Genomic DNA, 26,290 nt, shown 5'->3' with positions numbered 1-26,290 from the left:
CCATACCCGCACCCTACCTATGCAACCAGTTGCACTACAACCAGTTGCACCGTGAGCGCCCACCCCCCCCCCCCCCGCGCCCCCCCCCCCCCCCCCCACAAGGGGGGTGCACCCGCCGGTGGGTGCGGGGCGGCCCCCCCCCCCCCCCGCGCCGCCCCGCACCCCCGGGGGGCCGGCCGCTCGCGTCGAATCTGCTTTGACAGCGGCGGATTGGTCCGGTGTAGTCGGCGCATGTTGGTTCTGATGTGCGGTACGGCGTACTCCGGCAAGAGCACGCTGGCCCGGGCGCTGGCGCCAGAGCTGGACGCGGTCGTTGTCAGCCTCGACGAGATCAACGAACGACGGGGACTGTGGGGTGGCGACGGGATCGCGGTGGAGGAATGGGTCCGGACGCATGAGCTGGCGACGGGCGAGGTTCGCGCGTTGTTCGATGCCGGGCGAAGCGTGATTGTCGACGACACCAGTTCGCTTCGGTCGTTGCGGGATCAGTGGCGATCGCTGGCGGCCGGTACGGCGTTCGCACTCGTCTATCTGGACGTGGATCACGCCACAATTCGGCGGCGGCAGTCCGACAATCGGGTCGACGGTGGGCGGCAGGATGTGACGGACGCCGTACTGGATCAGCATCTCGCCGACTTCGAGGTACCCACCCCCGACGAGGAGCCGATCCGGGTGCGGTCCATGGCCGACCTGGACCTGGCGCTGGTGCGAGACTGACCCGATGGAGACGCCGGAGGAGTATTTGGGGCGGGTGGATCCGGTGCTGGGCGGAGTCATCGACGGGATCGTCCGCGCGGATGGGGCGCCGTTGACGATGGTGACCGATCCGTCGTTGCCGACCAACCCGAACATCCCGACCGGGCACTACGCCGTACTGGTCCGGGCGATCGTCGGCCAGAACATCTCGACCACCTCGGCCGCCGCGATCTTCCGACGGCTCGTCGACCGTTTCGGCGGTCAGCCTCCGACCCCGGCCGAGCTGCTCGCCGACGACCCGGACGAGCTGCGGACCTCGGCCGGCCTGTCGCATGCGAAGACGACGTCGCTGCGCTCGCTCGCCGAGCACATCATCTCCGGCGAGCTGGAGCTGGACCGCCTGCAGGACCTGCCCGACGAAGAGGTGATCGGCCAGCTGGTCGCGATCAAGGGCATCGGCCGATGGACCGCCGACATCTTCCTGATCTTCCACCTGCGGCGGCCCGACGTCCTCGCGGTCGGCGACCTCGAGATCCGCAAGGCGATCGCGAAGTCCTACGGCCTCCCCGCACTGCCGTCGCTCAAGGAGGCGGAGACTCTCGGCCAGATCTGGAGTCCGTACCGCACGCTCGCCGGCCTCTATCTCTGGCGGCTGAACGAAGGCTCCCACGCAACCTGAGACGACCCGGCGCGGCCCGAGCAAGGTGAGGCATGATGTGCGAGTGCCCGCCGATATCGCCGCGCTAGCTCGGGAACGCCTGGGGTACGACGCGTTGCGGCCGGGGCAGGAAGAAGCCGTCCGGTCGGTGCTCGAGGGCGTGGACACGCTCGCGGTGCTCGCTACCGGGACCGGCAAGACCGCGATCTACCAGCTCGCCGGGCTCGCGCTCGGCGGCGTGACGATCGTCGTGAGTCCGCTGGTGGCACTCCAGCGCGATCAACTCCGCGCGTTGTCCGCGCATCCCGCGGGTATCGAGGTCGCCGAGTTGAACGCCAGCGATCCCACCGGCCGGAAGCTGGCCAAGGACATGCTGGCCAACAGCCGGCCCGGGTTCGTGTTGATGTCACCGGAGCAGCTGACGCATGCCGACGTACTCGATCTGCTGGCGGCGTCTCGTCCGCACCTGGTCGCCGTCGACGAGGCGCATCTGGTCAGCGAATGGGGTCAGGACTTCCGCCCCGACTACCTGCGACTCGCCACGGCTATTACCGCGATGGGTCGGCCGCCGATCCTCGCGTTGACCGCGACGGCCGCCCCGCCGGTCCGAAAGGAGATCGTCCACCGGCTCGACATGCGCAATCCCGCCGTGGTCGTCGGTGGCTTCGACCGCCCGAACCTCAACCTCGCGGTCTTCACCTTCGCCGACGACGACACCAAGAACCGTCGCCTGCTCAGCCACGTCCGTTCCTCCCGCGGACCAGGCATCGTGTACGTCGCCACCCACCGGCACGCCGAGGACCTGGCCGGCGATCTGGTGATCGCGGGCGTCTCGGCGCGGGCCTATCACGCCGGCCTGTCGGCCAAGCAGCGTCGCGAAGTCCAGGACAGCTTCCTCGCCGACGAGTGCCGGGTCATCGTCGCCACGATCGCGTTCGGCATGGGGATCGACAAGCCGGGCATCCGCTGGGTCAGCCATGCCGAGGCGCCGGGCTCGATCGACGCGTATTACCAGGAGATCGGACGCGCCGGACGCGACGGCCAGGCGGCCGACATCGAGCTCTTCTACCGGCACGCCAACCTCGGCCTCAACCGCTTCTTCGCCTCCGGCGGCGTCGGCGACGCGGACCTGCTCGCGGTCGCCGACGCGATCGACAAGCATCACCCGGCCGACGTCGCCGAGCTCGCCACGGCCAGCGGCCTCAGCCCGGCGCGGGTCGAACGCGCGCTCGGCCGGCTGACCGACGCGCGAGTGGTTGCCATCGGCCACCGTTTCCGCCTCGCGCCGCACGTCGACGTCGACAAGGCGGTCGCCGCGGCGTCGGCGGTCGAGCACGATCGGCGTGAGGTCGCACGATCCCGGGTCGAGCAGATGGCGACGTACGCGGAGTACGGCGGTTGCCGCCGCGAGTGGCTGCTGAGCTACTTCGGCGAGCACTACGTCGGACCCTGCGGCAACTGCGACAACGACCTCGCCGGCCGGACCGCGCCGCCGGCGACCGAGGAGCCGTTCTCCGTCGGCGCCCGGGTCGTGCACCCGACGTTCGGGCCCGGCCAGGTCGAGCACTACACCGCCAACACCATGACGGTGCTCTTCGACCGGGTCGGCTACAAAGAGCTCCGTACGGCGTTCATGACCCACAACCACCTGCTCGAACTCGAAGCCTGATGCCGGACGGACCAGAATCAGTACCCGAGTCCGCGCTGCGCATCGTTGCCGGATCGCGCTTCTACCGCTCGGCGTTCCTGGCCTTGCTGATCTCCGGCATCGGTCTGTCGGCCGCCACGCCTCAGCTGACCCTCTTCATGGTCCGGAACCTGGGTGCGCCCCTGCCCGTGGCCGGCCTGTACTACGTCACAAACCTGGCCGCGCCGGTGGCCGGCTATCTGGTCGGCCGATGGTCGGACCGGAGTTCCGATCGGCTGCTCTGGTTCCGGGTGTGCTCGTTGGTCGGCACAGCGGGCTGGCTCGCGATGGCCGCCTCCCACACGGTCTGGCTGCCGTTCGTCATCAGCACTCTGGCGCTGAGTGTGGCCGGCGGGTCGATGGCACAGCTGTTCGCGGCCAGCCGCGACGAGTTGAGCCGGCACCCGACCGCAGCCGACAACCGGGTCGTGGCCACCATCCGGATGGCGTTCACGATCGGCTGGATCCTCGGTCCGGTCTTCGGCAGCTGGTTCGGTGGGGTCTTCGGGCTGCGCGCGCTGCTGGTCGCGACCGCCGTCTGCGTGTTCGCGCAGATGATCCCGCTCGGCCGCCAACGGGTTGAACGGTTCCACAATCTGTCGCTGCCGCCGCGACCCGCGAGCCGGCGCCGGTACGACCACCTGATGCCGCTGCTCGTCTTCACCGGAGTCTGCGTCCTCGCGATGACCGGTGACACGATCAAGTTCGGCTACCTGCCGATCTACATGGCCGAGCAGCTCCACGTCTCGGACTCGGTGCGCGGTGCGGTGATCGGCATCCAGCCCCTGCTCGAACTGCTTCTTCTCCCCCTGGTCGCCAGATTGGCGGATCGGTTCGGGCCGCTGCGGATCATGACCGTCGGCGCGACGCTCGGCCTGTGCGGAAACCTCGCCTACGCGACCAGCACCTCGGTCGGCGGGTTGTTCCTCGGCCAAGCTCTGACGGCTGGTCTCTGGGCCTGCGTCGGCGGGCTCGGGGTCTCGATCGCCCAATCATTGTTCCCCGAGGGCGTCGGCACAGCGTCCGGAATCTTCCTCGGCGCCATCCCGCTCGGATCGGCCGTCGGCGGCGCGATCGGCGGACTCGGCGTAGCGGCGATCGGCCTTCCGCATGTGTTCTTCCTGCCGGCTGCCCTCACCACTCTCGCGGTCCCGGCGTTCGCCGTACTGGCTGTTCGAACCGAACCCCTCCCACCACGGTGACGGGTTGTTAGCCTGGGCTCTCCAGCGGACGACGGGGTGGGCATGAGCGATCGTGAACTGCGCGGCCGGGAGCGGGAGAACGCCGTTCTCGACGGACTCCTCGCGCAGGCGCGGACCGGTCGCAGCGGTGCCCTGGTGCTGACGGGTGAGGCCGGGGTCGGCAAGTCGGCTCTGCTGGAGGGGTTCCTGGCCCGCGCGGGCAGCTGCCAGGTCGCTCGCGTCGTCGGAATCGAGTCCGAGATGGAGCTTGCGTACGCCGGACTCCACCAACTGTGCCGCCCGTTCCTCAGCGGGCTCGATCGCCTGCCGCGTCCACAGCACGAAGCCCTCGGTACGGCGTTCGGGCTGCACGGCGGACCGACTCCGGACAGGTTTCTGACCGGGCTCGCCGTACTGAACCTGCTCTCCGGCGCGGCCACCAAACACCCGTTGATCTGCGTCGTCGACGATGCCCAGTGGCTCGACCGGATGTCCGCGCGGATCCTCTCGTTCGTCGCCCGGCGGCTGGGGGCGGAGGCCGTCGTGATGGTGTTCGCGGTTCGCGACGGCATGGACCACGAGCTCACCGGACTGCCTGAGCTCGAGGTCCGTGGGTTGAACGACACCGACGCCTGCGCCCTCCTGGATTCGGTCCTTCCCGGTCCGGTCGATCGGCGCGTCCGCGACCGCATCGTGGCCGAGACGCGCGGCAATCCGCTGGCCTTGATCGAGCTCCCCCGCGCCTGGACAGCCGCCGAGCTCGCCGACGGTCTGACCGCCGGGAATCTGGCCGGCCGGATCGAGGAGAGCTTCGTACGACGCCTCGAGGTCCTGCCGGCCGAAACCAGGCTGCTCCTGCTCACGGCCGCGGCCGAACCACTCGGCGACGCGACCCTCCTCTGGCGCGCGGCCGAGCGACTCGGGCTCGGCGCTGACCCGGCGGCCGAGGCAATCGAGTCGGGCTTGATCGACTTCGGCCAGCAGGTGCGGTTCCGGCATCCGCTGGTGCGATCCGTGGCGTACCGGATGGCCACGGCCCGGGATCGGCAGGCGGTCCACGAAGCGCTGGCCGCCGTGACCGATCCTGAACTCGATCCGGACCGGCGCGCCTGGCACCGGGCTCAAGCCACCGCGCGGCCGGACGAAGCGGTGGCGGCCGAGCTGGAGCTGTCGGCGCAGCGGGCACAGGCTCGGGGCGGGTTCTTCGCAGCCGCGGCCTTCCTTGAACGCGCGGCCGCACTGACTCCGGAGCCCGACCGCCGGGCTGACCGGGCGTTGGCCGCAGCGATCGCCAAGCGTGGCTCGGGCGCGTTGGACGCGGCCCTGGACCTGCTCATCGGAGTGACCGCCGGGCCACCGGATCCGCGGCGGGAGGCCGAGGCGGAGCGGCTGCGCGGCGAGATCGCGTTCGATCAAGGACGTGCCCGGGTGGCCGCGCGCACGCTGCTCGAGGCCGCCCGGCAACTCGATCCGTACGATCCCGACCGAGCCCGGGTGACCTATCTCGAGGCGATGGCGGCGGCGATCTGGGCCAGCGGCCCCGAAGCACCTGGGATCCTCGCCTTCGCGGCCGGCGCGGCTCCTCCCCCGGCCGACTCGGCGCCGCCGGCCGACCTGTTGCTGCAGGCGCTCGCGCTGCGCTTCACCCGCGGATACGCGACGGCCGCGCCGCAACTCACCAGGGCGCTCGACCAGGCTCGCCGGACGACCATCGGCACCGACGAGGTCGGCAGCTGGCTCTGGCTGGCCGGCGACCGCGCGGCCGGCATCGTCGCGATCGAACTCTGGGACTTCGATGCCGCCGACGAGCTCGCCCTCCGCCAGGACCGGGTCGCCCGCTCGACCGGCGCACTCGTCCAGCTACAGGCAGCCCTCAACTTCCGTGCGACCCTGCTCTGCCTGACCGGCGACCTGACCGCGGTGGCCGGGCTGATCGAGGAAGACCGGCAGATCGCGACTGCCACCGGCAACCCGCGGATCAGGTACGGCGGTCTGCTGCTCGAGGCCCTCCGTGGCAACGAGCACACGGCGACGACGCTGATCGACGAGACCATCAGGGCCGAGACGGCACGCAGCCAGGGGCGGATGACGGCGTTCGCGACGTACGCGAAAGCCCTGCTGAACAACGGTCTCGGACGGTACGACGTCGCCCGCGACGCGGGCTTGCAGGTCTTCGAACAAGACGTTGCCGGGTACGGCGTACTAGTCGTCGGCGAACTCGCCGAGGCCGCGTCGCGGACCGGCGAGACGAAGTTCGTCGAGAGCGCGCTCGCGTGGCTGACCGAACGGGTCGAGGTCACACCTACCGAGTGGGGGCGCGGTATCGAGGCTCGGGTGCGGGCGTTGCTCACCGGGGACGAGGTTGCGTACCGGCGTTCGATCGAGCATCTGAGCCGGACGCGGCTTGGTGTCGAGGTGGCGCGTGCACATCTCCTGTACGGCGAATGGCTGCGTCGTGAAAGCCGGCGGGTGGATGCGCGCGACCAGCTGCGGACGGCCCACGACCAGTTCTCCGAGATGGGACTCGAGGCGTTCGCCGAGCGGGCTCGGCACGAGTTGCTTGCGACCGGCGAGACCGCACGCAAGCGCTCGCCGGAGACGTCCAACGACCTGACCGCGCAGGAGACGCAGATCGCTGGGCTGGCCCGGGACGGCCTGACCAATCCCGAGATCGCGGCGCAGCTGTTCATCAGCCCACGCACGGTTGAGTGGCACCTGCGCAAGACATTCTCCAAACTCGGCATCCGCTCCCGCCGACAACTCCGCAGCGCACTGACCTGACCTCGTCCGACCTGACCTCGTTTGGGCTGAGCTCGTCCGGGCTGAGCTCGTCCGGGCTGAGCTCGTTTGGGCTGAGCTCGCTTGGGCTGAGGTGCGGACCAGTGTGTTCCACGGGTGCGACGGGGTGGGTGGGCTGCCAGAGTCGTTGGTGGAAGCACACACCACAGGAGGAACTGATGAAAGTCCCGTTCAAGTTCGAAGCCACCGTCATCCCGGTCTCGGACGTCGACACCGCGAAGGCGTTCTACGCCAACCTCGGCTGGCGGGAGGACGCCGACTTCGCCTTCGACAACGGCTTCCGAGTCGTCCAGTTCACCCCGCCAGGATCACCGGCGTCGGTCCAGTTCGGCACAGGCATCACCACGGCCGAGCCGGGATCGGCCCGCGGCCTCTACCTCGTCGTCTCCGACATCGAAGCCGCCCGCGCCGAGATCGCCGCGCACGACGTCAAGGTCAGCGAGGTGTTCCACCCCGGAGCGCCCGGCGCCCAGTTCCACGACGATTCGAGCAACCGCGTCGAAGGCCGCGCCGCCGACGGCTCGAGCTACGGCTCGTTCGCGACCTTCACCGACCCCGACGGCAACGCCTGGCTCCTCCAAGAGGTCACCACCCGCCTCCCCGGCCGCGTCGACTCCACCATCACGTCGTTCGCCTCCGCAGCCGACCTCCGCCAGGCCCTGATCAGAGCCGCCGCAGCCCACGGCGAACACGAAGAACGCCACGGCGGCGAATACGACGAAAACTGGCCAACCTGGTACGCCGAATACATAGTCGCCGAACAATCAGGCACCCCACTCCCCGAGTAATCGGACACCGCTCCGCGGCGACTGATCCCTGCCGCCTTCGGCGAGTGCGCGAACTGGAGTCATCGCGCTAATGCGATTGGCGCGAGAGACGTGGTGACACGCGCTGCGGTCACCGCTGCGCGGCTGTCCTGTCACCGCTGCGCGGCGGCCGTCCCGTCGCCGCCTCCGGCGGGTGCGCGGATTGGTGTCATCGCGCCGACGCGGTCAGCGCAGGAGATGTGATGGGGCGGGCACTGCGGTCACCGCTCCGCGCCGGCTGTCCGCTTGCCGCCTTCGGCGGGTGCGCGAACTGCAGTCATCGCGCTGATGCGGTTGGCGCGGGAGATGTGGTGGGGTTGTATGAGCTGGACTGTGGTTAGGTCTGTCCTTGCGGAGGAACTGTGGTTCGCGGTCTCCGCTGCGTGAGTGTGCTAGTCACGGCGGCGTGCGTCAAGGGCGCCTACGGCGTCGCTGCGCGATCTTCGACCCTTGACCCACACCACCGCGACCAGGCAAAGACGCAGCTACGCGGATCCCGCGGGGAGCTATGAGCCAGGTGATGTGGATCCGGTTGGTCGGTGTGGTGCCGGGCTGGTCTGGTTCGGAGTGATTCGGTGCAGAATCCGGTGGACCGGCCGGTCCTGGTCTATCGGTGTGCACGTATCAGTCGCGCGAGGGGCTGTCCCGGGCTCGGGATCTCGCGATCCGGGCAGATTCATCCACCCGCCGGTCCAGCAGCCCGCGACTCGCGGACTGGGGTGGATCTCTTCCCGTTGCGGGTAGAAGATCCTCCCGGCCCCCTTCCCCGCCAGGCCAATCCCGCCACCCGGACAAACCCGACCACATCCCGAGACCCACCCCGCCCCCGGCCCGCCGACCGGCCACCACCTGGAGGGTTCTCCCACGAGATGGCCGGTTCGCCGGTGAAATCCCGGTGGGGGAACGGACAAACTCATGGGAGAACCCATGAGATGAACACCGCCCGGGCGGGGCAACCCCACCACGTCATCGACCGACCGCCCCGAGGGCCTGGCCAGCGGCACCCGGACCGCCACCCCACAGCGATCCACTTCCCAACCGGCCCAATACGAGGGGATAACCTCGTGAGTTGCGGGTTCACCCTTCTAGTACCAGCAGAGAACCCGCAACTCGCGGGGATGTCCTCCGCCGTGATCACCCCACCCGACACCGACCCTGATCGTCAGCCTCACCACGTCCTGCCCTACGGACCGAAGGCCTCACCAGATTCCGCCCCGTGATCACATCCGCTGTGCGACCACTCGGGTGAGCGGCTCCGGGACAGCTGCGATCCTTCCCTGGTCGCGGTGGTGTGGGTCAAGGGTCGAAGATCGCGCAGCGACGCCGAAGGCGCCCTTGAGGCACGCCGGCGCGACTGGCACGATCACGCAGCCCGGAGACCGCGACACCACATCCCCGTCGCGCACACCAGATGAGCGACCGGACACCAGTTCGCGGCCCCGCCGAAGGCGGCAACAAGACAGCCGCCGCGCAGCGGTGACCGATGCACTCCACACCACGTGCCCGCCGGGTAGCGGGCCTCACGCAGACAGCGTCACCACATCCTGTCGCGCAAACCAGGTGGGGGCGTATTAGCAGTTCGCGCACCCCGCCGAAGGCGGTAAAAGACAGCCGCCGCGGAGTGGTGTCGGTTGGGTCAGGGGGTTGAGTTGAGGTGGTTGGCTAGTTCTGTTCGGGAGCGGACGGCTAGTTTGCGGTAGATGCGGGTGAGGTTGGCTTCGACGGTCTTCACGGACATGAAGAGTTCGGCTGCTGCTTCCTGGTTTGAGAGGCCGGATCCGACTAGCTCGGCAACCCGCCGTTCGGTGGCGGTGAGGGTGGTGGTGCTGGGGTACAGGCCCACCCGGCCGGCGTCGTCGCGGGCGCGTTCGGCCCAGCGGGGGATGCCTAGGTCGTCGAAGGAGTCGGCGGCTGCGGTGAGCGTTTCGTCGGCCAGGCCCTTGAGGCCGGCGCGGCGGTAGACCTGTCCGAGCGCCAAGCGGGACCGGGCCGCCTCGAAGGGACTCTCGGCGCCCTTGCGATCGACGATCTCGCGGAGCGCGATCACGGCCTTGTCCACGTCTCCTCGGGCCGCGGTCAGCAACGCGTCGATGCGATCGGCAGCGACACCAGCCTCGCGCCGACCCGACTCACCCTGGCGTCGGAGTACTGCGATGGCCGCCGGGATCTCATCGAGCGCTCCGACCTGCAGTGCGGCGTCGGCGTAGTCGACCGGCCAGAGGAGTTGTTCCAGGTCGACCAGCTTCGCGTTCGCGACGATCTCCGCCAGCTCACGCAGCGGCACCAGCGCGGCCTGCCAGTTTCGGGCCGAGGTCTCGATGAAGCCGAGCTGTGCCAAGAAGCCGGCCAGCCAGTACGTTACCCCGCCCTCTCGTGATCGCGACGCCGCGATCGTGGCCAATTCACGCGCTTCGTCAAGGTCCCCGGCGTACTCCAGGACCAGGATGTGAGCCATGGCGTCCTGCAGGCCCAAGCTGCCGACCCAGGAACCGGCCCGATCCGCCTCTTCCAGAGCTGCCCGGGCTTCGCGCACCTTCGATGCGCGGATCCGGTTCATGATCAGGCCGATGTACAGGCTCGAGAGGTCGCCGTACCGGCCGGCCGCGACGGTCCGCTCGATGCCTTCGCGGGTGTGCCGTTCGGCGGATTCGTCGTTCCAGGCTGCGTAGAAACTCCGCGCCCAGGCCCATTCGGCGGCAGAGACCTCGAGCGCCGATCTCTCGACCAGCCGTTCGATCTCGGCCAACGTGTTGTCCGGATCACCCATCCCCCACAGCCGTTCGACGCTCTGCTGCTGGTTCAGCGCAATGAGTTGGAGGTCCGGTCGTCCGAGCGCGATCACCTCGTCCAGCGCGAGCCGGTTGAACCGCATCGAGATCTCGCCGTGGCCCTCCATCCGGTGGTAGTCGCTGAGCTTCAGCAAAACCTCGGCCCGGACCTCGCTGCCGGCCGGCGCGATCTCGAAGGCGTCCTCGAACCGGGATCGGGCGCCAATCAGGTCGCTGGTCAACAACCCCTGCCGCAGCAAGACCTGGGCACGCTCCTCGGGTGACGCCGCGAGCGCAGAGCCCTGCTCCAGCGCGACCTGCGCCGCCAACCCATCGCCCGCGCCGAGATAGGTATCCACGGCCAACAGCCACCGCCGGAAACTCCCGGCGGTCTCGACATCGGTCGGAGTCGCCAGCGCCGCACCTTCCAGCAACTCGCCGGCCAACTGCTGGGCACCGCGACTCCGGGAGATCTCGGCTGCGCGTTCCAATTCGTCGGCGGCGCTGTCGTCGGGGGCGACGATGGACTTCGAGCGGTGGCGGGCGCGTTCGACCGGATCCTCGAGCTTGTCGGCGAGGATCCGGTGCGTACGACGACGCTCGTCCGGCGCGGCTCCGTCGTACAGGGCCGATGCCAGCAGCGGGTGGGTGAACTGGACCACCGCGCCCGCCCCGACCCTGGCGATATCCCAGTCGCTCGCGGCCTCGAGTGCTGAGCGAAGCCGAGCCTCCTCCTCGATCCGCTGCAACTGCGCAACCGTGAGCCGCCCGGCCGCGGACACCAGCAGCAGGACCTCGCGAGCGGTCTTCGGCAGCAGCGAGACCTTCTCCGCGAGCAGGCCCGTAAGGCTCGGCGGAATGGGAAAGATCGGATCCTGACCCTGCTGGGCACTCCAGCGCCACTTGGACAGATCGGACTGCATCGCCAGCGCGATCATCAAGGCCAGGAACGGGTTCCCGCCGCTGGCGCGCGCCACCCCGGCGCTCATCGGCGGCGTCCATCGCGGCCCCAGCCGCTTGCGGAGCAGATTCCCGATCGCCCAGTCCGGCAAGGGCTCGAGCGTGAGGTCGTGCCGCGGTTCGGCCAGGATCCGGATCAGGTCGTTGCCGGCGCCCGGATCAGGTCGCGTGCCGACCAGGACACTCACCCGGCCGGGATCGACGCTGCGCAAGGCGAAAGCGAGGCTGCCGATGCTCGCCGGATCCATCCACTGCACGTCGTCGATGATCAGCGTCACCGGCTCGTCCTCACCCAGCTGCGTCAACAACGTCCGGACCGCGAGCGGCACGGCCAGGGCGTCGACCTCGTGGTCGTCCGGCTCGGCGCGCTGCAGCGCCACGGCAAGCGCGCGCCGCTGCGGTCCAGGAAGCCGGTCGTCCGGGGTCTGACTCACCAGCTCGGCCAGTCCCGCGAACGGCAGACCGCGGTCGAACTGCGTCGGCGAGACGGAGAGCACCCTGCGACCCCGGCGCTGGGCCAGCTGATCGGCCACCTTCAGCAGGCTGCTCTTGCCGAGACCGGGCTCCCCGGTCACCACCATGCTGCCGCCGCCATCGAGCACGTCCCGCACAACTCGCACAGCGTCCTCGCGCCCGAACAGGCCGTAGTTGGCCGCAGTCACCTCGTCCACCGGGACATCATCCGTCACCCCGTGACCCTGATCGAGGGTCTGACCAGAGAGTGTCGAGGGTTTTCCCGACAGCGGTGAGAGCGATCCCACACGTAGCGTCACAGCCATACAGACCGACCCTTGGAGAAACGCCATGACTCAACCGACAGTGCTCCTCATCCACGGCGGATTCGTCGACGGCTCCGGCTGGCGCGGCGTGTACGACCGGCTCCGCGCCGCGGGCCGCACGGTTCGCGTCGTCCAGAACCCGACCCAGTCGCTCGAGGGCGACGTGGCCGCGACCAAGCACCTGCTCGACGAGCTCGACGGCCCCGCGGTCCTCGTCGGTCACTCGTACGGCGGTGTCGTCATCACCGAGACCGGCAGCGACTCGCGCGTCGCCGGACTCGTCTACATCGCGGCGTTCGCCCCGGACAAGGGCGAGTCCGTCAACACGCTGATCGCCGACCCGCCCCCGGGTGCGCCGGTGCCGCCGATCCTGCCGCCCAAGGACGACCTGCTCTTCCTGGACCGGGACAAGTTCCACGAGTCGTTCGCCGGTGACCTCCCCGCCGACGAGGCCGCGTTCATGGCCGACTCGCAGGTGCCGTGGGGCGTCGACGCCCTCGGTGGCGCGGTCACCGAGCCCGGCTGGCGCTCGAAGCCGTCCTGGTACCTCGTCGCCGCCGACGACCACATGATCCCGCCGCCGGCCCAGCGCCAGATGGCCGAACGCGCCGGTGCGACCGTCCGCGAGGTCGCCGGCAGCCACTCGGTGTACGTCTCCCAGCCGCAGGCCGTCGCCGACCTCATCAACGCCGCGGTCGACTCCCTCAGCTGACGCGCGCTCGGGGTTGGGGACTCGGGTGCCGAGCTCCCCAACCCGCGCGAGGCGATAGGTTCGCTCCGTCCGGACCCATCGCGAAAGGGAGCGCCGATGACGGAGGTTGCCCTCGGCTCGATCGAGTCGCTCGCGGACCGGGTACGACGACTCGCGGCCGGCTCCCGCCGTACGATCGTCGGCATCGCCGGAGCACCTGGCGCCGGGAAGAGCACGGTCGCCGCTGCGCTGGTGGACGAGCTCGGATCCGACGCGGTGCTGGTGCCGATGGACGGCTTCCATCTCAGCAACGCCGTCCTCGAATCCCTGGAGCGTCGCGATCGCAAGGGTGCGCCGGACACCTTCGACGCGGCCGGGTACGTCGCTCTGCTGCGACGACTGCGGACACCCGAGGCCGATGTCGTGTACGCGCCCACGTTCGTCCGGGAGATCGAAGAACCGATCGGATCCAGCATCGCGATCCCGCCCGAGACCCCGATCGTCGTGACCGAGGGCAACTACCTCCTCCTGGACACCCCGCCGTGGGACCAGGTCCGTGAACTCCTCGACGCCGCGTGGTACCTCCGGCTCGACGACGCCGTACGACTCGAGCGGCTGATCGCGCGACACATCGCGTACGACAAGACCCCTGCCGCCGCCCGCGAGTGGGCCGAAGGCACCGACCAGCGCAACGCGGACGCCGTCGCCGCCTCGGCCCACAACGCAGACCTCATCCTGCGGCCGTGATCAGTCGCGTGCCTTCAGGCTCCGGTCGAAGACGGTGAGCCCGATGACAACGACGCTGACGCCGGCCAAGATCGCCGCGACCAGGTGCAGGCCGCCGTCGGTGACCTCGTGCCGGAAGACGACGCCGGTGATGATCGACGACGCGATCGAGCCCAGGTAGCTGAAGGTACGAAACAGACCGGCGGCGGTGCCGACATGCTCAGCCGGCGCCTGGACGTACAGCGCGGTCTGGTTGCTGACTGCGGTTGCGCCGAGCGTGATCGCGAAGAGCAGCGTGACGGCGACAATCAGCAGAACCGGCGTCGACGAGGTGAGCAGCGCGACCGCCCCGGAGGCGAGCAGCAGACTGGCGGAACCGATGATCAGCGGTCCGCGGACGAGGTTGCGCTTCGACACCGGCCGCGCGATCACCGCGGCGACGACGCCCATCGGCAACAGCACGAGACCTGCCACCTCCGGGGACAGTCCGTGTCCGGCCTGCATCCACTGGGTCACGCCGTACAGGACGGTGTAGGTGGCCAGCAGCGTGAGTGCGCTGCGTAGGTAGGTGCGGGTCAGCGCCAGGTTCGAGACGAGCAACCGCATGTCGATGAACGGCGTCGCCGTGCGCAATTCCCACCACACGAGTACGGCGCCGACCACGGTCGCGATGCCGAGCGGGATCCAGTTGGGGCTCGGGAGCGACAGCAGGAACACCAGTAGAGCGCTCATCGTGCCGCCGAACAGCACGATCCCGGTGACGTCGATCAGGCGAGCCAACTCCCGCAGTGGTCGGTGTATCAGCGGAGCATCCCGCGGGATCCAGGCGAGCGTGAAGGCCAGCGCGATCAGCGTGACCGGGATATTGACGAGGAACGCCGAGCGCCAACCGAAGAACCCGACGAGCAAACCACCGATCGGCGGGCCGACCGCGATCGTGATCGTGCCCGCGATCGTGAGCCCGCCCAGCACGCCGCCGGGCGGTTCGCTCAGACCGGCTGCCAGCGAACGGCGACGGATGATCACCATCGCGGCGGGATAGCCGGCCGAGGTACCGATCCCGATCAGGACTCGTGAGACGGTCAGGGTCGCCAGGTTCTGCGCGAGTCCGCCGAGGACTCCGCCCAGGAGGACCAGCACGATGCCGACCAGGAAGACCCGGCGTGGGCCGAGCTGCTCGGCCAGTTTCCCGGCCGTCGGCTGGGCGATCGAGCAGGCCAGGTACAGCGCTGAGACCAGGACGGCCGTCGCCCCGACCGCGACACCCATCGCACGCGCGATCGGCACCAGCGCGGTCGCGATCAGCGAGCTGTTGATCGGATTGAGCGCGGAACTGATGAACAGCGGCGTGACGAACCGCGGCGAGAACGCCTTCGCGCCGGCCGGGAGCAGCTCGCGGGCATCAGTAGGTGTCGACACGGGAGGGTGTCTCCTCTAGGGACGAGGTGGCGGTGGCACTAGCCAGGCCGCCTGAACAGGTTGCCTGTCTAAACTATACAGGCAGCCTGTCTATTCCGCGAGTGATCGGTCCGGCGACGCTAGGGTTCTGTGCATGACGACGACACCGGCGGCCGGAGAGGTCGCGCGCCGGCTCGCGCCCGCGATGACCCGGCTCCGCACCCGGCTGCGGGCCGAATCCGCGCCCTCGGACCGGCGCTGGACGTGGTCGCAGATCACCATCCTGAAGCGGATCGAGACCGAGGGCGCGACCACCGTGAGCGCGCTCGCGGCGGCCGAACACGTCCGTCCTCAGTCGATGGCCGAGACCGTCGCCATCCTGCGCGCGGAGGGGTTCCTGACCAGCGATCCCGACCCCACCGACGGCCGCAAGACCCTGATCTCGATGACCGACGCGGGCCGCGAGCTCATCACCACCATCCCGGCCGTCCGCGCGGCCTGGCTCGAGGTCGCGATCCAGGACCACGCCACGGCCGACGAACGCCGTACCCTCGCCGAGGCCGCCGAGATCATGGAACGCCTCGCCGACAGCTAAGGCTTACGGTCCGCGATCAGGTGCTCCGCAACTTCTCGGAGCTTGATGTTGCCGTCCTGGGAGACCCGGGTGAGGAAGGCGAACGCTCGCTCGTCGGTCATTTGGTAGCGCTCCATCACGATGCCGACCGCGGTGCCGATGGTCGTGCGGGTCCGGACGGCCTCCCGCAGGTTGTGGATCTCGCGGGCATAGTCGATCGCCATCGCGGCCTGATGCCGGAACAGCTCGCCGATCGCGCCGAGGTCGCTGAACGAGCCGACCTCGTGGGCGTACAGGTTCAGCGCGCCGCGCGACTTCGGCGCGTCGAACAGCCGCACGGCCGCCTGCGCCCGTAATCCGGCCGCCACCGCGGTCACGGCGTACCGGGCGAAGCGCTCGTCATGAGCGAGATCGGGCGAGGAGACATGCACGGTCTCGGCCGCGGCCGAGTAGCAGGGACCCTCGTGCAGTTCGTACTGCGCGGCATCGACGCCCCAGAGCAGTTCGTCGGTCGGCGCGATCGTCTCCAGTCGGTCCCCCGCGTGCAGGATCGTGATGCTCGCGTAGTCGACCTCCGGCAGCACCTCGACCGCCGCGGTCGTAATACGACTCAGCGTGTGGTCGAGGTCGCCGGGTGTCAGCGTCGTAGCCAGGCGCTGGGCCAGGTCCACGAGTCGGTCGTCACTCATTCCCTCACCGGTACCCCCGCGAGGCAGGAGCGAACCTCGGCGGACCGAGTACGGCGCCGACTGGGCGCCGTACTCGGACACGGTCAGGGGTAGCTGACCAAGTATCGCTGCTGGTTCGCGGCGTTGGCGACGCCGCCGGTGTTGTTGATGACATTGTTGATCGTGCCGACGCCACCCAAGGAGACCGAGACAAGGTCATGGAAGCGCACGTTCGGCGTGTTGGGCACCTCGAAGGATCGCGAGGCGACGATGGAGGTGTTCGGGCTGAAGAAGCAGTAGCTGCCCACTCCCCAGGCCTCGTGGGACGTGACGTTGTCCGCAACCTTGTACGCCGCCCACCCCTGGTTGCCGCCGCCGCTGGACCACGACGCCTGGTCGGGAACGTCGTACGGGAACTCGTTCTGGTAGAAGTACGTGCGGCCGCCGTTGCCGTTCCACAAGGTCTCGTACTGCTGGAAGTGCTCGACGAAGAGCCCGTACATCGTCACGTTGTTGCCGTTGACAACCAACCCGTTGGCGGCCGTGTTGACGTTCCAGCCGACGCCGTCGCCGTGGTCGCCGCGCCACAGCCACAGGTGGTCGCCGATCACGTCGTTGCTGTTCACCTGCAGACTCACGGTCGCCTTGCCCACGTGGGCGCCACCGATGCGTGCGAAGACGTCGTGCAGCGAGGTCGGGTTCGCCGCGTGGCTCGCGGTCGAGCCCACCGGGCCGATCTGGATCAGCACCGGCGAGTTGACCGGGCCCGCGTCGACGAGCAGGCCGGCGAGCTTCACGCCGTCGACGTCCGCAACGCTGATCGCGGCCTGACCGGTGTCCGGGATGAGCGTGGCAAGACCAAGCCCGAGTACGACGGTGTTCGCCCGGTTCACCCGGATCGTGTCGCTGAGGTGATAGACGCCGGGCGTGAAGAGCAGGTGCTTGCCCTGATCCAGCGCGGCGTTGATCGTCTCGGTGGTCGCGCCGGGCTTGACCACGTAGAAGTCGGCGAGGCTGATCGACGATCCGGCGGCCGGTCCCTGCGACCAACTGGTGCCGACCGCGTTCGTCCGCACGGCCGGGACGAACACGTTGTACTTGCCGGCGGCATCGACGTACAGGAAGGGCTTCTCCCGGATCTTCGGGGTCTGGCCGACCACCGTGTGCGAAGGGTTCGGGAAGTTCTGCGGCGGGGTGCCCGTCGTACCGACGAACACCATGTTCCAGACCGAGCCGTTCCAGCCGCCGAACTCGGAGTTGCGCGACATGAACTGCTGCTGGGATCCGGACACGACGGTGTGATCGATCTTGGTGTCCGCGAAGAGACCACCGCTGGCCCAGCCGTCGCCGCCGTTCCAGAGCTGGATCTCCGGCGCGCCCTTCAGGTGCATCCGCCGGTACGGCGCTGCCTGCGAGACGGCCCACCGTTCGATCTGGCCGGCCGGGGTGGTGACCGACAGGTTCTCGGCGGAGCGCCAGAAGTTCTGGGTGGCGTTGCCCTTGTTGTTCGGGTTGTCGCCCTGTTGCAGCCAGTCCGCCTCGACGCGGACGTGGCCGTTGAGGTTCACGTCGTCCGGCGACAGGCCGAGACCGGCGACCTGGGTATAGAAGCCGAGGTTCACGTCGGCCGTGTAGTTGCCGGGCTTCCACAGTGCGGCGTATCGCTGGGTGCCGAACTGGTTGGTGTGCATCTCGTTCGCGATCTGGTTCAACCGGTTCTGCATGTCGGCTTGGGGCGTGCTCGGGCTGAACACGAAGACGTTCGGCCCGAAGTCGGGATTCGCCGGATCCGTCGGCGGAATCACCGGTCCCGTGCCGCCGTCCGTGCTGTGCACCGCAACCTCCCAGAGCGAGTAGCCGTAACCAGTGCCGCGCTGCGTCCCGGTGATCCGCAGGTATCGACCGCTGCCGGTGACGTCCAGCGTCTGCGAGCCACCTGCGCCGGTGGTCGTCGAGTAGATCTGGTTCCAGCTGGTCGCATTGTCGGACAGCTCGATCCGGAAGGCCTTTCCGTACGCCGCCTCCCAGCTCAACGAGATCTGGCAGACCGAGGTGGTCGAGCCGAGATCGACCTGCAGCCACTGCGGATCGGAGAAGGCACTGGACCAGCGGGTTCCGGTGTTGCCGTCGACCGCGGCCGAGGCGGGCGTACCGGCGTTCTCCGTCGACGACGCGGTGGCGGGGCGGTTCAACGCGACGTTCGACGTACCACAACCGGCTGCAGCGGCAACGGTCTCACCAGAACCGATGCCGGCGGCAACAAGTATCAGGGCAGCGAAACAACGTAAGAGTTTTGAGGACATGGACGAGACCAATCAGTAGGGGCGGGGCCTGAAGTGGCACTGAGAGAGCGCTCTCAAGCAGAGTGGTCACCCTGCCTGTGACTGTCAAGGGACCACGAGCCGCCTGCGGTTCCGGAACTGTTCCGGAACCGTCAGGCGGGTCTTAGGCAGACTCGCGGACGACGAGTTCCGGGTCGAAGACGACTGAGGTGAGACCGATGTCAGGGTTGGCCAACTGGTCCAGCAGGATGGTGGTCATCCGAGCGGCCATCTCCTCGACCGGCTGGGCAACCGTCGTCAAACGTGGCCGGGCCAACCGGGCCGGTTCGCTGTCGTCGAAGCCGATCAGGGCCACGTCGTCGGGCACCGCGCGGCCGTGGTCGTGCAGCACCCGAAGCGCGCCGATCGCCATCAGGTCGTTCGCGGCGAAGATCCCGTCGACGTCGGGCGCCAGCTCGAGCAGCTCCGTCATCGCCCGCTCACCGCTCTCGGTCGTGAAGTTGCCTCGGACAACATCCACGTACGGGACTCCATGCCGTTCCATCGCTCGCTGGAAGCCCGCCAGCCGGTCGTTCGCGGCCGGGAGATCGGCCGGGCCGGCGATCGTCGCGACCCGCCGGCACCCCCGATCCGCCAGCCGCTCGGCGGCCAGCGCGGCGCCGGCCTCGTGCGCGAGATCGACGAAGCTGATCGGCACCGGGACCCCCGGCCGCGCGAACAGCACGGCCGGGATCCCCGCATCCACGAACAGCTGTGGCAACGGATCCTCCGCATGAGTCGAGACCAGCAACGCACCGTCGGCGTTACCGCGCCGGACGAAGTCGACCGCCTCCCGGCGGGCGTCGTCGGAGTCGGCCAGCATCAGCGTCGGGTGCATCGCCTGCGATCGCAGGTGCCGCACCACTCCCCCGGTGATCCGCCCGAAGAACGGATCACCGAAGATCTGGTCGGCCGACCCGTCGGATCCTGAGATCACCAGGGCCACCGTGCCCGAACGCCGGTTCACCAGCGTCCGGGCCGCGGCGTTCGGGATGTACCCGGTGGACTCGATCGCCTTCGTGACGGCGGACCGGATGCTCGGGTTGACCGTGGCGATCCCGTTCACCACCCGGGACACGGTGGCGCGCGACACCCCCGCCGCCCTGGCCACGTCCTCCAAGGTCGGCGTACGGCGAAGTGCCCGTTGCGTCATCTCACCCCTTCTCAGCGTTTGTAAATGCCGAACTCGTACAGCGAATAGCCGAATCCGGTCCCCCGCTGGGTCCCAGTCAACCGGACAAACCGTCCGGACCCACCAACGGTCACGTCATCGACATCGCCGTTCCCGTCGGCCGCACTGAACAGTGGTCGCCACGCGTTCCCGTCGTCCGACACCTCGATCCGGTAGGCCCGCGCGAAGGCGCTCTCCCAGATCAGCTGGATCCGATCGAACGATGTCACCTGCCCGAGATCCACCTGCACCCACTGCGGATCCGACCAGTCACTGGCCCAGCGCGTCGTCGCGTTCCCGTCCGTCACATTCGACGGCGGGTACGGCGCGCCGTTGCCGACCTGCTGGTACGACGACGCAGTCACCGGACGCCCGCGCGCGATGTTCGTCCCTTCGACCGGCGGTGCGACCACCCGGAACGAGCGAGTCTCGATCCCGACGTTCCCATGCCCGTCGCGCACATAGTCGTACAGCTTCCACACGCCGAGCCGCTGGGGAACCGTGACCGTGAACGGACCGTTGCCGCTCGACGGCGTGGTCACGAGCGCGCCGCTGCCGTCGACGTACTTCCCACCGACCTTGAACTCGTGCGTGAGCGGATCCCCGTTGGGATCAGTGACGGCGACAGCGACGGAGATGGTCCCGCCGGCCGGTACGTCGGTGGTCCGGCTCAGGGTCATGTTCGTGATGACCGGTGGCGTGTTGCCACCGGACGGACCGCCGTACGCCTGCCGGATCGCGTAATAGGCAAGGCTTTTCTCATTACCCGGCGTGATGTTGAACCAGACCGCACCGAAGTCGTTCTCGGAGCCGTAGTGGAACAGCGTGGCGCCGAGCGCGACGCCCGCGTGGCCGGCGATGCAGTTCCACGCCTGTGTGTAGCCGTCGCGCTTCTGCAGGTCGGTCGGCTGATTCGGTACGCCGTTCGCGTCGTTCGGGACCTCCCATTCACCGGCCGGTCCGCCCTCGGTGAGGATGTACGGCTTGGTGTAGTGGCCGTCGATCCAGTCCTGCTTGACCTGGCAGACGTGCCCGTACGAGTTGACCGCCAGCAGGTCGAGATCCGGCGAGTAGCGGGCGAAGTACGGCCAGGCGCCCGTCCACGCATCGGTCGAGGTGACCGGATGGTTCGGGTCGATGGCGTGGATCGCCTTGGCCGCGTCGTTCACGAAGGTGGCGTACGCGATCCGCTGATTCTCGAGCTCGGTGCCGGAGAAGCAGTTCTGCAGACCGAGGACGGACTCGTTGCCGACGTTCCAGAGCAGAACGCCTTGGTTGTCCTTGTACTCGGTTGTCCAGCGCTGGATCTCGCCAAGCATCGTGGACTTGTAGTTGGTGTCGGTGACGTAGTTGACGCAACCGCCGCTACCAGGCCCACCACCAGGTTGGAGCCAGTAACCGGCGACGACCCGCATGCCGTTCGCGGCCGCGGCGTCGAAGAGCGGCTTGGAGCTCGCATCGGTCCCCCACGTCCGGACGGTGTTGACTCCGATCGATTTCAACTCGGGCAGGCGTTGCGCGGCTTCCGTTGCCGGCGGCCCCCAAGTCAGGCCTTTGACGACCCAGGGCGCGTTGTTCACGAGCAGCTGCCAATTGCCCTGGGTGCCGGCGACGTGGACCGTGCCGGAGCCCTGCGGCGGACCGCTGTCGCCCGGCGTGCCATACACCTGGAACTCCCACAGCGAGTAGCCGTAGCCGCCCACGCGCTGGGTGCCGTAGAAACGCACGTACCGGCCGGAGCCGTTCACTGCGAGGGTCTCAGTACCGCCATGTCCGGTGGTGGTGCTGTAGATCGGGTTCCAATTGCTGACCGTTGGCGGACACCTCGACCCGATAGGCGGTCGCGTACGCCGCCTCCCAGCGCAGCACGATCTGGTCGACGGTCGCCGTCGCACCCAGATCCACCTGCAGCCATTGCGGATCCGCGAACGTGCTCGACCATCGGGTGCCGAGGTCACCGTCCACGGCTGCGGTCGCCGGGGTACCGGCGCCTTCGGCGGACGAGGCCGTCACCGGTTTCCCCTGTGACAGCAGGGTTGCGGCCTGCGCCGGCTCGGTCAGCAGGACCAGATTGCCAAGGAGGAACAGGCCTGCCGCGACCAGCACGGCGACCGTCCTGTGCGGACTTCGGAGCTTCATCTGGGCGAACTCCTTCAGTGGAGAGAGACTGGGAGAGCGCTCTCTCACGGACCGATGGTCGCCGCCGGATTCCCGCGCTGTCAATACCTTGTTACGGCCTGGTCACGCTCAGTCGGTTCCGGAACTCCTCAGGTGTTGACACGAACGGTGGACCGGATCAAGGTGTCCCAGAGAGCGCTCTCCCGCGATTCGTCCACCCGCGGGCTGCCCGATCCACCGCCCCCGCGGAATCCCCCCGACCGGAGGAGTTCCGTGTTCACGAGAAGAAAAGTCCTGTTCGCCGGCGCGACCAGCGCCGGTGTCATCGCTGCTCTGCTGACGGCCCTCGCCGGGTCGTCCGCGCAGGCCGACGACCTGGTCACCCACCACGAGTTCCAGGTCAACTGCACCGTTCACCACCGCGCGCCCGACGACCCGATCGTGTTCCCCAACCTGCCGGGCGCCTCGCACGAGCACAGCTTCGTCGGCAACACGACGACCAACGCCGCGACCACCTTGAACAGCCTGACCGCGGCCGGCGCGTACTCCACGACCTGCCTGAATCCCGACGATCTATCGGCGTACTGGTGGCCGACGATGTTCCGCGGCGATCAGCCGATCATCCAGACCTGGGCACAGACCATCTACTACAAGTCCGGCATCCTCGACTACACGAAGGTCCAGCCGTTCCCGCCGGGCATCCGGTTCGTCGTGGGGAGCCCAAGTGCGACGCTGGACGCGTTCCGGACCGCGCCGGGCGCCGTCGAGGGCTGGGAGTGCGGCGACAGCTCGCACAACTGGGACTTCCCGGCCAGTTGCCCGGCCGGGACCCAACTGAACGTCCGCTACCAGGCACCGAGTTGCTGGAACGGGCACGACCTCGACTCGGCCGACCACAAGAGTCACATGGCTTACCCGGTCAACGGTGTCTGTCCCGCCACGCATCCGGTCCCGGTGCCGATGCTGGAGTTCAAGATCGCGTTCCCGGCCGACGGTGACGAGTCCGCCATTCATCTGGCCAGCGGCCGCGGGTACTCCTGGCACTACGACTTCTTCAACGCGTGGGATCCGCCCACGCTCGCCGCGCTGGTCAGCCACTGCATCAACGGCGGGCTGCAGTGCAACTCCCGCGGTTTCGACCTCTACAAGCCCGACCGAGGACAGGTCCTCGGCGACAACTACCGCCTCCCCGGACGCCCCTGACCAGTCTCCTGCGGTGCCGAGCGGCGGGCAGGCCCCGGCACCGCAGGTCGATCACCCAACCCTGGAGTCACCCATGCGATCCCTCCTCACGCTCGCACTGGTGGCCGGAGTCCTCGCCGGTTGCGGCGCCCAGCACCCGCAGGCGTCGTTGCCGCCGGCTCCCGCCACGACCCAGTCGGAGTTCAACCCCACCGACGCCGCCTGGCTCGAGCTGATGATCCCGATGGACGAACAGTTCGTCCGGATCCTCGGCCTCGCGTCCACCCGCTCCTCGAACGTCGCCCTCCGGCAACTCGCGACGAACCTCTCCACCAGCCACCAAGCGGAGTTGACGCAGCTCGTGGCGCTGCGCGACCGCGCCGGGCTGCCGACCGGCAACCCGCACGAGGGCCACGACATGCCCGGCATGATGACCGAGGACGAGATTGTTGCCCTCGGCAATGACCAGGGCCCGGCCTTCGACCGGGTCCTGCGGTCCGAGATCAAGGACCACCTCGACCAGTCGGCCCTCGTCACCACCAGCGTGATCGCGGCCGGTCACGCGGCCGACCTCAAGAAACTGGCGGCCTCGATCAAGCAGACCCGAGGCCGCCAGCTCACCCAACTCAGCTCAGCCGGAGGTAGTCGACGTTGAACCCACCGGTCTCGCAGAACAACGTCACCACCTGATCGCCGGCCGGCAACGTCACCTGCGTATGCACCGACTGGTACGACGCCCACCCGCCGGTATCAGGCACCGACACCTTCGCCAGCACCGCACCCGAGGCGTCACGCAGTGATACAGCGTCCGGAGCGATCGCGCCCGTACCGTTCGCGACCCGCAACTCCAGGTCGTACGTACCGGCCTGGGCGACATCCACCCGGTATTGCAGCCAGTTGCCGGCCGCGGTCCATCCGACGTTCTTACCGCCACTCGCCGCCGGGTTGTTCTCGATGAAGTTCGCGCCACCGTCGGTCCACCCGTGTTGAGCGACGTACGACTCGGCCTCGACTCGCGCACCGACCGGCGCGCCATGCGGCCGCACGGTCACATGAACGCTCACCTCGTCATGGGCCGCGCCATCGGTGACCCGGAATCGCAGGTCCTGCGCACCGGCCGAGGTCGGCCGCAGCGTCACGAGCCCGGTCTGCGCGTCCAGGCTGACCCCGTCCGGCAGATCGGTGGCGTAGTACGCGAGCCGGTCGCGGTCCCGATCCGTTGCAGACAGCTGGACGGTCGTCGTACCGAACTGATCGGCGACGACATCCGGCACAGCCGCCAGCACCGGCGCGTGGTTGCGGTGCGACGACGGCACGTCGCCTTGCCAGCGGTACGTCGCGTACGAGTTGGCCGGCACCGTCACCGTGAAGGACTTCCCGGCCAGCACCACCCGAACCGTGCTCGGCGTCGCGTTGGCGTTGCCCACGATCGCGGTAAACCGATCGCCGCGGTCCTTGAACACCAGGTTGCTGATCCCGTTCGCGGTCGCGCTCGACTCGACCCGGGTGTCTTCCGGGCCGAGGTACTTCGCGAACTGACCCATCGCGTACAGCTCGTCGCGGACGCTGAACGTGCGCGTGGTGGTGTCGACCTTCACCAGGCGGTTCGGCCACTTCGTCGTCCGGCCGACTTCCTCCCAGTCGACGTTGTTGTCGCGCAGCGGCGTCCAGTGCAGGGTGCCACCGTCCTGGTCGGTGGTCTGCGCCCACATCACGTACGACGAAGCATCGAGCCGGAAGTAGCTCAGGATCGTGGCCGCCGACAGGTCGCTGGTCTCGGTCATGTGCACCGGCTTGCCGGTCTGCTCGTACGCGTCCCGCATGACCGTCGGGTCACCCCAGTACGGGTGGAAGGCGATCGCGTCGGCCGCCTTGCGGGCCTGCGGATCGTCGAGGATGCGGTAGTAGTTCTTCGTCTCCGTGCTGTTCGGGTCGCGCCAGTCCCAGAAGTTGAAGTCGTGCACGTACAACTGGGTGTCCAGGTGCGCGCGCTTCACCTCGCGCTTGACCGCGACCGCCAGCTTCTGCTGCTGCGGGATGCTGATGTCCATCGCGGGGTAGACGACGTCGATGCCCGGCTCGTTCAGCAGCGTCAGGGCGTCCACCTTGATGCCCTGCTTCGCATAGGCCTGCACGTACTTCACGTAGTACCGGGCGAAGACATCGATGGCATCGTCGCGGAGCTTGCCGACCTGGTAGTACGACGTGGTGCTGCCGGGCTTGAGCGCGACCTCGCCGGTGAACCTGTTGTTGGTCTTCATCCACGCCGGGGCGCTCCACGCGGAGGCGAAGAACGTCGCCCGCGGGTTGTAGCGCTGGATCAGCTTGATCGTGTCGATGATGTGCGCGTCGACGTCGCGCTTGATCGAGAAGTACTTGAGGTCCCAGTCCTCGACGCCGGCGGGCGGTTCGTCGTACGACCAGAACGGCAGGTGCTCGATCAGGTCCGGGCTGCCGATGGTCAGGCGGAACCGGTCCAGCCCGGCGCCGGTCTTCGGATCGACCAGCAGGCGGATCGCCCGGTCTCGCTCGGCCGGGGTCAGCTTCCACAGGTTCGAAACGCTGGTCTCGTCGAGCGAGAATCCGATTCCTGTGTAGCGCTGCCGCAGGGTGCTCGGGTCGATGACGACGGTGGCGTCAGCTGTTCCGCCGGTGTCACTTCCGACGTGCGTGCTGGGCAGCGGCTCCCACGCGTGCGCGGCGCCGCTGGAGTAGGTGCCCGTGACAAGGGCACCATGCTGGGACTCGGGCTTACTGGCTGTTGCGGGCAGGCCGGCGGCCACCAAGCTACCGGCGGCTGCAGCAATCACGACTGCGACGGGCAGAGATCGCCTCACGGTGCCTCCTCAGGGCGGCGGAGAGCGCTTTCATTCGACCGCGACTCTACTGCTCCGAACCCCGAACCCGAACAGCTCGACCGCGCGTCCGGTTTGTTTCAGCGCTGTTTCACGGGCTCGCCTCGGCGTGCTGGTGAATCGCCAGATTTAGCCCGCGTTCACACATGGTTGATGGCCGGTGGGGCACAGGGCAACCAGGCGGCCTCAGATAGCCCGCGGGAAACGCTGCCGAGGTCGCGCGCGTTGAACAGACAGCGCGCGCGACCGCCC

General features: G+C 68.6%; 19 protein-coding genes. 11 read left to right on the top strand and 8 right to left on the bottom strand.

Features of this window, described 5'->3' with window-relative positions; all coding sequences use genetic code 11:
• The first annotated feature begins 231 nt into the window (after positions 1 to 231).
• The 6 genes from ACWF4Z_RS22715 to ACWF4Z_RS22690 all read left to right on the top strand — a co-directional run bounded on the left by ACWF4Z_RS22715 (position 232) and on the right by ACWF4Z_RS22690 (position 7,809).
• Complete coding sequence (locus ACWF4Z_RS22715; protein WP_452245117.1) at positions 232 to 717, top strand: AAA family ATPase; 486 nt, start codon at positions 232 to 234, stop codon at positions 715 to 717.
• 4 nt (positions 718 to 721) lie between these two features.
• Entirely contained in the window at positions 722 to 1,375 is a 654-nt protein-coding gene (locus ACWF4Z_RS22710; protein ID WP_452245116.1) for a DNA-3-methyladenine glycosylase family protein, read from the top strand.
• 37 nt (positions 1,376 to 1,412) lie between these two features.
• Entirely contained in the window at positions 1,413 to 3,023 is a 1,611-nt protein-coding gene (locus ACWF4Z_RS22705; RefSeq protein ID WP_452245115.1) for a RecQ family ATP-dependent DNA helicase, read from the top strand.
• A complete protein-coding gene (locus ACWF4Z_RS22700) occupies positions 3,023 to 4,243 on the top strand; it encodes an MFS transporter (protein WP_452245114.1) in 1,221 nt (406 codons plus the stop codon). The genes ACWF4Z_RS22705 and ACWF4Z_RS22700 overlap by 1 nt, the downstream gene beginning before the upstream one ends.
• Positions 4,244 to 4,285: 42 nt before the next feature.
• On the top strand, positions 4,286 to 7,003 hold the full coding sequence (locus ACWF4Z_RS22695; protein WP_452245113.1) for an ATP-binding protein: 2,718 nt from the start codon (positions 4,286 to 4,288) through the stop codon (positions 7,001 to 7,003).
• Between the two features lie 176 nt (positions 7,004 to 7,179).
• On the top strand, positions 7,180 to 7,809 hold the full coding sequence (locus tag ACWF4Z_RS22690; protein WP_452245112.1) for a VOC family protein: 630 nt from the start codon (positions 7,180 to 7,182) through the stop codon (positions 7,807 to 7,809).
• A 1,654-nt stretch (positions 7,810 to 9,463) separates the two neighbouring features.
• Here the strand turns inward: ACWF4Z_RS22690 and ACWF4Z_RS22685 are convergent.
• On the bottom strand, positions 9,464 to 12,244 hold the full coding sequence (locus ACWF4Z_RS22685; protein ID WP_452245111.1) for an ATP-binding protein: 2,781 nt from the start codon (positions 12,242 to 12,244) through the stop codon (positions 9,464 to 9,466).
• 115 nt (positions 12,245 to 12,359) lie between these two features.
• Here ACWF4Z_RS22685 and ACWF4Z_RS22680 point away from each other — a divergent pair, with 115 nt between their 5' ends.
• On the top strand, positions 12,360 to 13,046 hold the full coding sequence (locus ACWF4Z_RS22680) for an alpha/beta fold hydrolase (protein ID WP_452245110.1): 687 nt from the start codon (positions 12,360 to 12,362) through the stop codon (positions 13,044 to 13,046).
• A gap of 96 nt (positions 13,047 to 13,142) precedes the next feature.
• The gene (locus ACWF4Z_RS22675; protein ID WP_452245109.1) at positions 13,143 to 13,772 is read left to right on the top strand and encodes a nucleoside/nucleotide kinase family protein; all 630 of its coding nucleotides are present in this window, start codon (positions 13,143 to 13,145) and stop codon (positions 13,770 to 13,772) included.
• On the opposite strand, the gene ACWF4Z_RS22670 is transcribed toward ACWF4Z_RS22675, so the two are convergent.
• The gene (locus tag ACWF4Z_RS22670) at positions 13,773 to 15,170 is read right to left on the bottom strand and encodes an MFS transporter (RefSeq protein ID WP_452245108.1); all 1,398 of its coding nucleotides are present in this window, start codon (positions 15,168 to 15,170) and stop codon (positions 13,773 to 13,775) included.
• A 133-nt stretch (positions 15,171 to 15,303) separates the two neighbouring features.
• Between ACWF4Z_RS22670 and ACWF4Z_RS22665 the strand changes: the two genes are divergently transcribed.
• Positions 15,304 to 15,744, top strand: coding sequence for a MarR family winged helix-turn-helix transcriptional regulator (locus tag ACWF4Z_RS22665; RefSeq protein ID WP_452245107.1), 441 nt, complete (start codon positions 15,304 to 15,306; stop codon positions 15,742 to 15,744).
• Here the strand turns inward: ACWF4Z_RS22665 and ACWF4Z_RS22660 are convergent.
• The 5 genes from ACWF4Z_RS22660 to ACWF4Z_RS22640 form a co-directional block, all read right to left on the bottom strand.
• Positions 15,741 to 16,412 carry a GAF and ANTAR domain-containing protein gene (locus ACWF4Z_RS22660; RefSeq protein WP_452245106.1) on the bottom strand — a complete coding sequence of 224 codons (672 nt, stop codon included), beginning with the start codon at positions 16,410 to 16,412 and terminating at the stop codon, positions 15,741 to 15,743. The genes ACWF4Z_RS22665 and ACWF4Z_RS22660 overlap by 4 nt on opposite strands.
• 83 nt (positions 16,413 to 16,495) lie before the next feature.
• Positions 16,496 to 18,694 (bottom strand): discoidin domain-containing protein, encoded by a 2,199-nt coding sequence (locus ACWF4Z_RS22655; RefSeq protein WP_452245105.1) that lies wholly within the window; start codon positions 18,692 to 18,694, stop codon positions 16,496 to 16,498.
• Positions 18,695 to 18,836: 142 nt separating this feature from the next.
• Positions 18,837 to 19,865 (bottom strand): LacI family DNA-binding transcriptional regulator, encoded by a 1,029-nt coding sequence (locus ACWF4Z_RS22650; protein WP_452245104.1) that lies wholly within the window; start codon positions 19,863 to 19,865, stop codon positions 18,837 to 18,839.
• An 11-nt stretch (positions 19,866 to 19,876) separates the two neighbouring features.
• Positions 19,877 to 21,631, bottom strand: a complete 1,755-nt coding sequence (locus tag ACWF4Z_RS22645) for a discoidin domain-containing protein (protein WP_452245103.1) — start codon at positions 21,629 to 21,631, stop codon at positions 19,877 to 19,879.
• Between the two features lie 10 nt (positions 21,632 to 21,641).
• A complete protein-coding gene (locus tag ACWF4Z_RS22640) occupies positions 21,642 to 22,022 on the bottom strand; it encodes a discoidin domain-containing protein (protein ID WP_452245102.1) in 381 nt (126 codons plus the stop codon).
• A gap of 252 nt (positions 22,023 to 22,274) precedes the next feature.
• Here ACWF4Z_RS22640 and ACWF4Z_RS22635 point away from each other — a divergent pair, with 252 nt between their 5' ends.
• Positions 22,275 to 23,204, top strand: coding sequence for a DUF1996 domain-containing protein (locus ACWF4Z_RS22635; RefSeq protein WP_452245101.1), 930 nt, complete (start codon positions 22,275 to 22,277; stop codon positions 23,202 to 23,204).
• 73 nt (positions 23,205 to 23,277) lie between these two features.
• Positions 23,278 to 23,838 carry a DUF305 domain-containing protein gene (locus ACWF4Z_RS22630; RefSeq protein WP_452245100.1) on the top strand — a complete coding sequence of 187 codons (561 nt, stop codon included), beginning with the start codon at positions 23,278 to 23,280 and terminating at the stop codon, positions 23,836 to 23,838.
• Here the strand turns inward: ACWF4Z_RS22630 and ACWF4Z_RS22625 are convergent.
• Positions 23,810 to 26,020: a carbohydrate-binding protein gene (locus tag ACWF4Z_RS22625; RefSeq protein WP_452245099.1), complete on the bottom strand. Its 2,211-nt coding sequence runs from the start codon at positions 26,018 to 26,020 to the stop codon at positions 23,810 to 23,812. The two genes, ACWF4Z_RS22630 and ACWF4Z_RS22625, sit on opposite strands and share 29 nt — an antisense overlap.
• Positions 26,021 to 26,290: the final 270 nt, after the last annotated feature.

Source organism: Kribbella sp. NPDC055071 (assembly GCF_053608045.1).
This window is presented reverse-complemented; position numbering and strand designations above follow the sequence as displayed.